Origin of the sequence: Streptococcus sp. A12, from assembly GCF_905372335.1 — a bacterium.
Taxonomy (GTDB): Bacteria; Bacillota; Bacilli; order Lactobacillales; family Streptococcaceae; genus Streptococcus.
In genome coordinates, this window is sequence record NZ_CAJPOU010000065.1 from 1 (window position 1) to 6,377 (window position 6,377).

The window sequence follows — 6,377 nt, forward strand, 5'->3', positions numbered from 1 at the left end:
GAAGTTCGCTGACGTCCGCACTCACCTAAGGAAAGTTTTTCGGAAGACTTTATCTTCAATCTGACAAGACTGGATTACCATCCAGTCTTGTTTTGTCTTACTAATTCGAAAGTTGGACAGTTTGCATTTTGTAATATACACCTCTTTGAGCCATCAACTCCGTATGATTCCCATGTTCGACAATATTTCCATCTACCATAACTAGGATGAGATCCGCATTTTCAATTGTAGACAGGCGATGGGCAATCACAAAGCTGGTCCGACCCACCATTAGCTTATGAAAGGCATCCTGAATGAGCAACTCTGTCCGCGTGTCAATAGAAGAGGTCGCCTCGTCTAAAATCAGAATCTTAGGCACTGCAAGAAAGACCCGAGCGATTGTCAGAAGCTGTCTTTGTCCTTGAGAGAGGGAGTCTCCAGCATCTGCTAGATAGGTATCATAGCCATCTGGAAGCTGTTGAATAAAGAAATCAGCATTGGCAGCTTTTGCTGCTTGAACAACTTCTTCCCGACTAGCATCTGGTCGACCAAAGGCGATATTCTCATGTACGGTCCCAACTTTGAGCCAAGTCTCTTGGAGCACCATTCCAAACTGCTTGCGGTAGCTAGCAAGACTATAGTCACTTACAGGTACTTGGTCTAAGAACAGGCGACCTTGATCCACATCATAGTAGCGCATGAGAAGGTTAATTAATGTAGATTTCCCAGCCCCAGTTGGACCAACAATAGCTACCTTACTAGCCGGCGGGATGGAAATGGAAAGATCCTTTATGAGGGTCTGATCAGGGCGATAACCAAAGCTGACATGATCAAATTGGACAGCTCCTTCTACAGCGTCTTCTTGCAAGTCTCTCTTGCCACTTTCTTTCACTTCCTCCTGGTCTAGGATACTATAGAGGCGCTCTGCACAAGCTAAGGCGCTTTGCAGTTCAGCAAGTACGGAGGAGATGTCATTGAAGGGTTTAGTATACTGATTGACATAGTTGAGAAAGGTCACCAACTGACCAACAGTAAAGCCAGTTCCAGATAGGATACGGAAGGCACCAAATCCCGTCACAAGCGCATAGATTAGGGCATTGACAAAGCGCGTCGCAGGATTAACGGTGGAGGAGTAAAAAATCGCTTCTTGAGAGCAAGCAGCATAGTCGCCATTGATCTCGATAAACTTCCTATGAAATGCATCCTGAGCATTGAAGGCTTGAAGCAAGCTTTCTTGACTGAGAGATTCTTCAATCATCTGCGTCTGAGCCCCACGCGCCTGGGTCTGCATCCTGAAGAGATGGTAAGAACGCTTGGCAATAAAGCGGGCGATAAAGAGTGATAAGGGTGTCAAGATCAAGACCATCCCCATCATCATCCAATCCAATCGGGCCATACTAGCTATGGTCACTAGAATCGTAAGAAGACCAACAAAGAACTGACTGAAGACCATGAATAAACCATTGTTCAGTTGTTCAACGTCCGTGGTCAAGCGACTGACCAAATCCCCAGTACCTTGACGATCCAGGTAAGATAAAGGAAGAATATACACTTTCTGGATGACCTTCTCCCTTAAGTCCTTACTGTAGCAATAGATCATCTGATTGTAGATTAAAGGATTCAACCATTGGATCAGCGTTGCAAAGAGGATCACTAGACCCATTTGCAGGATAAGTGGGAGTATGGGGTGAGCTGCATCAGGGAGGATCACTAAGTCTATTGCCCGCCCGATTAGGATAGGGATATAGACGGTCAACAAGACTTGTAAGATGGTTCCCAGACTTGCTATGATTAGCCAAATGGGCTGTTTGGCTATATCAGCAAGCAAGCGCCGTAAATAAGTCTTCTGTTTCATTCTGCCCTCTCCTCTCTCTTCTGTTGGGAGTAATGAATCTCTTGGTATAAAGTATTCGTTGCCACCAAGTCCTCATGACTTCCTAGGCCGACTTGACGACCTTTATCTAAGACGAGAATTTGCTCAGCACTTCGTAGACTATTGGTCCGCTGCGAAATGAGAATGAGGCTTGTCTCCGTCAATTCCTCTTTTAGAGCCTGTAAAAGTCGTGCTTCTGTCAAATAGTCCAAGGCAGATGTAGAATCATTCAATACCAAAAATGGAGCTTGGCGAAGGATAGCACGTGCTATGGTCAAACGTTGACGTTGACCACCGGAAAAATTCCGTCCAAAAGCTTCTACGGGAGCCTCTAGTCCTCCCTCTTTCTCACGGACGAAATCAGCTGCTTGCGCAACTCCCAAGGCCCACCACAACTGCTCTTCATTCGCTTCCTCATTTAATCCCAGCGTTAGATTGGAACGAATACTTCCTTTAAAGAGTTCTGCTTTTTGAGGAACTACTGCTACCCAGTCACGCCACTGACCAAGGGTCTTGGGACTATGTCCATCTTTAAAGACACTTACACTACCCTGACTTGGGCCATAAAGATGCCATAGCAATTGAACCAGAGTCGACTTCCCAGCTCCTGTCCCTCCAATAATTCCCAAGGTTTGGCCCTTGTTCAGGGATAAGTGAATCCCTTCTAAGGATGGTTTTGCGGCTAAAGGATAGGTAAAGACAAGGTCTTGGATCTGTAGCGCCAGTTGAGGGTCAGAAACAGATACATCATCCAACTCTTGATCCAGCTCTTCACTTTTCTCATCAAAGACCTGGACTATCCGACCAGCAGCAATATAGCTTTGGTTGAGCGATGTCACCAACATGGCCAGCTTCAATAATTCTGTTAAGATTTGAAGCAGGTAATTGACCAAAGCGACCAACATTCCTTGACTGAGGGTCCCCATTTGAATAGAGGATTGCCCTTGCCAAAGAATACAAATCAAGGTTCCATTCACGACGAGGAAAGTCAAGGGACCGATTAAACTAGACCATTTAGAGACCACTAATTGCCACTTCGTATAGTCTTGGTTAACCTCATTAAACTCTGCTTCTTCGTTAGCTGCCTGCCCAAAGGCGCGGATAACCCTCATCCCTTGTAACTGCTGACGCGTAATGGTGACCATTCGGTCTGTAATTTTCCTGATGCGTGCATAAAGAGGATTGACCAACCGAGACATAAGGACAATGATGAGGGACAAGAGAGCAACCATACCAATAAACCATAAGGTTAGTTGCGGACTAATAGTGAAGGCCATAAAAATCGATCCGAAAACGACAATCGGCGCACGGAGAAATAGACGTAAAAATAGATTAATCCCCGTTTGAATCTGATAAGTATCACTGGTTAAGCGCGTCACGAGACTTGAGGTGGTTAAGCGGTCTCTTTGCTCCTTAGACAAGCTAAGAATCTTCTCATATAGGTCATTGGTCAATTCCTTGGTATAACCTACCGCTGCTTTTGACGAATAATACTGGGCCGTTATCGCTACAAGAACCCCAAAACCAGCAAAAACAAATAAGAGACCAACCAGTCCAAATATCCCCCCTTGATCCTGACGGGGGATGAGCTGATCGACCAGATGGGCAATTAAAAGTGGAACCAGTAATTCAAAAGTTGCTTCTAACAACTTGAAAAACGGTCCCAGTATGGTTTCTTTTTTATAATTCCTGAAGTATTTCAATAAGTCTTTCATACTAGTCATTTTTCTTTCTAAAGGATGTATTTATTTTACCACAATTTAGAAAGATAAAAAAACTCTCCCTGCAAAGCAGAGAGAGTCGAATAATGACCTGATGAAGGTCAGCAATTTTATTCCGTCTTTGTCCCCTTGTTTAAGATCTTGCCCATTTTCCCTAATCCAACCACTAAGAGAGGGAAAGAAAGGAGTGTTATCAGACCTAGTACAAGAAAAACAGCTACAAATCCACTAGTATCAATCAACCAACCAGTCAGTGGGAAGATCACGATCATGGAAAGACTAAACATCATGGAATTGATACTCAGCATGGTTGCTCGTACACTAGAAGGCAGATAAGTTTGTAAATCATTGTAGTAAATGGGTTGATAAACTGCGTATAGTGCATTGGTCAAGAGATAGACACTCAGATAGGCGAATGGAGTCTTGAAAGCTACCAAAAGCAAGGCCAAACCTGTCAGCGCCACTAGGATTGGAAAGACTTGATTACTATTCCATTTTTTCCCGATTTGACTGGCCAGATAAACCGCTAGGAGATTGAATCCACTACCAATCAACATGATGAGCGAAACTTGCCAACTGGCTAAGTCACTGATTTTCTGTTGGTAGTAAAAATAAAACATACACATGATGGTTCCTAGTAACTGATAGGTGAGCATCCAGTAAAAGAGTACTGGTTTCTCCTGCCATTCTTTTTTCACTACCACCAATATCCGTTTTAAGGTCAAATGATTTCTTTCAGCACTCTTGCTCTCTGGTTCCTTCATCAGAAAAATCAAGACTATGGAAAGCAAGGAAAGACCAATAGCAATTAGGTAGGTCCAGGCCAATGCGCCATGAACAAAGAAGCCTGCCACAACGGTACCCAAAGTTCGGGTGACTTCGGCCACGCCAGACAAAAAGCTAGAAATCTGAAGATACCGGTCCTTTTGCCCTGCTTCTACCGCAGAATCGTATAAGAAAGCGGTGCTAGTTCCCGAGTCAAAATTATAAGACCAAGCACTGACCATCATAGCAAGCGCATAGATCCAAAAATTCCCCTGACCAAACAAGATCAAGATAGAGGATCCAATGCTGGCCAAACGAGCCAAATAGAGATTGGTCTTGTAGCTAATGCGATCTGCCAACATACCAGATGGGATCTCACACAAGAGGCTGGTCCCATGAAAGATACTCTCTAATAGACCGATTTGAAGCAAGGAAAGTCCATTTTGAATGAAGAATAAAATCCAAAAACTGGTAATTCCAAAATAAGATGTAAATTCCAGTCCTGCTAGGAGTGGAATATTGCCTTTGTAAGTTCTTTTAAACATTGTTTTCTCTCTTTCAATATGTAATATGATTGTTTCTAAAAGACTTACTGAGAGTTGCCTACATTTTCTCCACCTCTTTCATTTAATGTAAAAACGCCAATTGGCGTTTTTATAGTTATTAAGGTTTGATACGGTGCAACATACGTGGGAATGGAATGGCTTCACGGATGTGTTTTGTACCAGCTGCGAAGGTTACCATACGCTCGATACCGATACCAAATCCACCGTGTGGGACTGTACCGTATTTACGAAGGTCAAGGTAGAATTCATACTCTGTACGATCCATACCAAGTGATTCCATCTTCGCTACAAGCGCATCGTAGTCTTCCTCACGCATTGAACCACCAATGATTTCTCCGTAGCCTTCTGGTGCAAGCAAGTCTGCACAAAGCACGCGATCTGGGTTACCAGGAACTGGTTTCATGTAGAAGGCCTTGATATCTGATGGATAGTTGATCACAAAGGTTGGTACACCAAAGTGGTTTGAAATCCATGTTTCGTGTGGTGAACCGAAGTCATCACCATGTTCAAGATGTTCGTAGTCCGCATCTTCATCGTTTTCGTGCTCTTGCAAGAGATCAATCGCTTCATCGTAAGTAATGCGTTTGAATGGCTCAGCAATGTAGCGTTTCAAAAGTTCCGTATCACGTTCCAATGTTTCCAAGGCTTGAGGAGCACGGTCCAACACACCTTGAAGCAAAGCTTTAACATAAGCTTCTTGCAAGTCAAGTGACTCATCATGTGTCAAGTATGAGTACTCAGCATCCATCATCCAGAACTCAGTCAAGTGACGACGAGTCTTAGATTTCTCTGCACGGAATACTGGACCAAAGTCAAAGACGCGACCTAGAGCCATAGCACCTGCTTCAAGATAAAGCTGACCAGATTGACTCAAGTAAGCTGGTGTTCCAAAGTAGTCAGTTTCAAACAGTTCAGTTGAATCTTCTGCCGCATTTCCTGAAAGAATTGGGCTATCAAACTTCATGAAGCCATTCTTATCAAAGAACTCATAAGTTGCATAGATGATCGCATTACGGATTTGCATGACAGCTACTTGTTTGCGTGAACGAAGCCACAAGTGACGGTTGTCCATCAAGAAGTCTGTTCCATGTTCTTTTGGAGTGATTGGGTAATCTTGAGATTCACCGATCACTTCGATGTCTATAATATCGAGCTCGTAACCAAATTTAGAACGCTCGTCTTCTTTGACAATCCCTGTCACGAAAACAGATGTTTCTTGGCTTAGACGTTTGATAGTATCAAATTTTCCAAGACCTACTTCTTCGCCGAATTTTTCGATAAAGTTTGGTTTGAAAGCAACACCTTGGAAGAAGGCCGTTCCGTCACGCAATTGCAAGAATGCGATCTTCCCTTTTCCTGATTTATTCGCCACCCAAGCACCGATGGTCACTTCTTGACCGACATAGTCTTTTACTTCGATGATGGTAATCCGTTTTGTCATAATACATCTTCCTTTTCTCATTGTACTTGTCC

Annotated in this window: 4 protein-coding genes; all 4 read right to left on the minus strand. The window is 43.6% G+C overall.

Going from position 1 to position 6,377, the window contains the following annotated elements; all coding sequences use genetic code 11:
- Positions 1-100: 100 nt before the first annotated feature.
- Positions 101-1,834, minus strand: a complete 1,734-nt coding sequence (locus tag QZ158_RS07300) for an ABC transporter ATP-binding protein (RefSeq protein WP_293887142.1) — start codon at positions 1,832-1,834, stop codon at positions 101-103.
- Positions 1,831-3,567, minus strand: a complete 1,737-nt coding sequence (locus QZ158_RS07305) for an ABC transporter ATP-binding protein (protein ID WP_293887146.1) — start codon at positions 3,565-3,567, stop codon at positions 1,831-1,833. The genes QZ158_RS07300 and QZ158_RS07305 overlap by 4 nt, the downstream gene beginning before the upstream one ends.
- Before the next feature lie 116 nt (positions 3,568-3,683).
- Positions 3,684-4,883: an MFS transporter gene (locus tag QZ158_RS07310; protein WP_293887144.1), complete on the minus strand. Its 1,200-nt coding sequence runs from the start codon at positions 4,881-4,883 to the stop codon at positions 3,684-3,686.
- Between the two features lie 118 nt (positions 4,884-5,001).
- Complete coding sequence (gene asnS, locus QZ158_RS07315; RefSeq protein ID WP_293887148.1) at positions 5,002-6,348, minus strand: asparagine--tRNA ligase; 1,347 nt, start codon at positions 6,346-6,348, stop codon at positions 5,002-5,004.
- Positions 6,349-6,377 lie beyond the last annotated feature (29 nt).

Excerpts from the sequence above, each read along its gene's own strand:
- QZ158_RS07300 (WP_293887142.1), bottom strand. The coding sequence starts at position 1,834 with ATGAAACAGAAGACTTATTTACGGCGCTTGCTTGCTGATATAGCCAAA.
- QZ158_RS07305 (WP_293887146.1), bottom strand. The coding sequence starts at position 3,567 with ATGAAAGACTTATTGAAATACTTCAGGAATTATAAAAAAGAAACCATA.
- QZ158_RS07310 (WP_293887144.1), bottom strand. The coding sequence starts at position 4,883 with ATGTTTAAAAGAACTTACAAAGGCAATATTCCACTCCTAGCAGGACTG.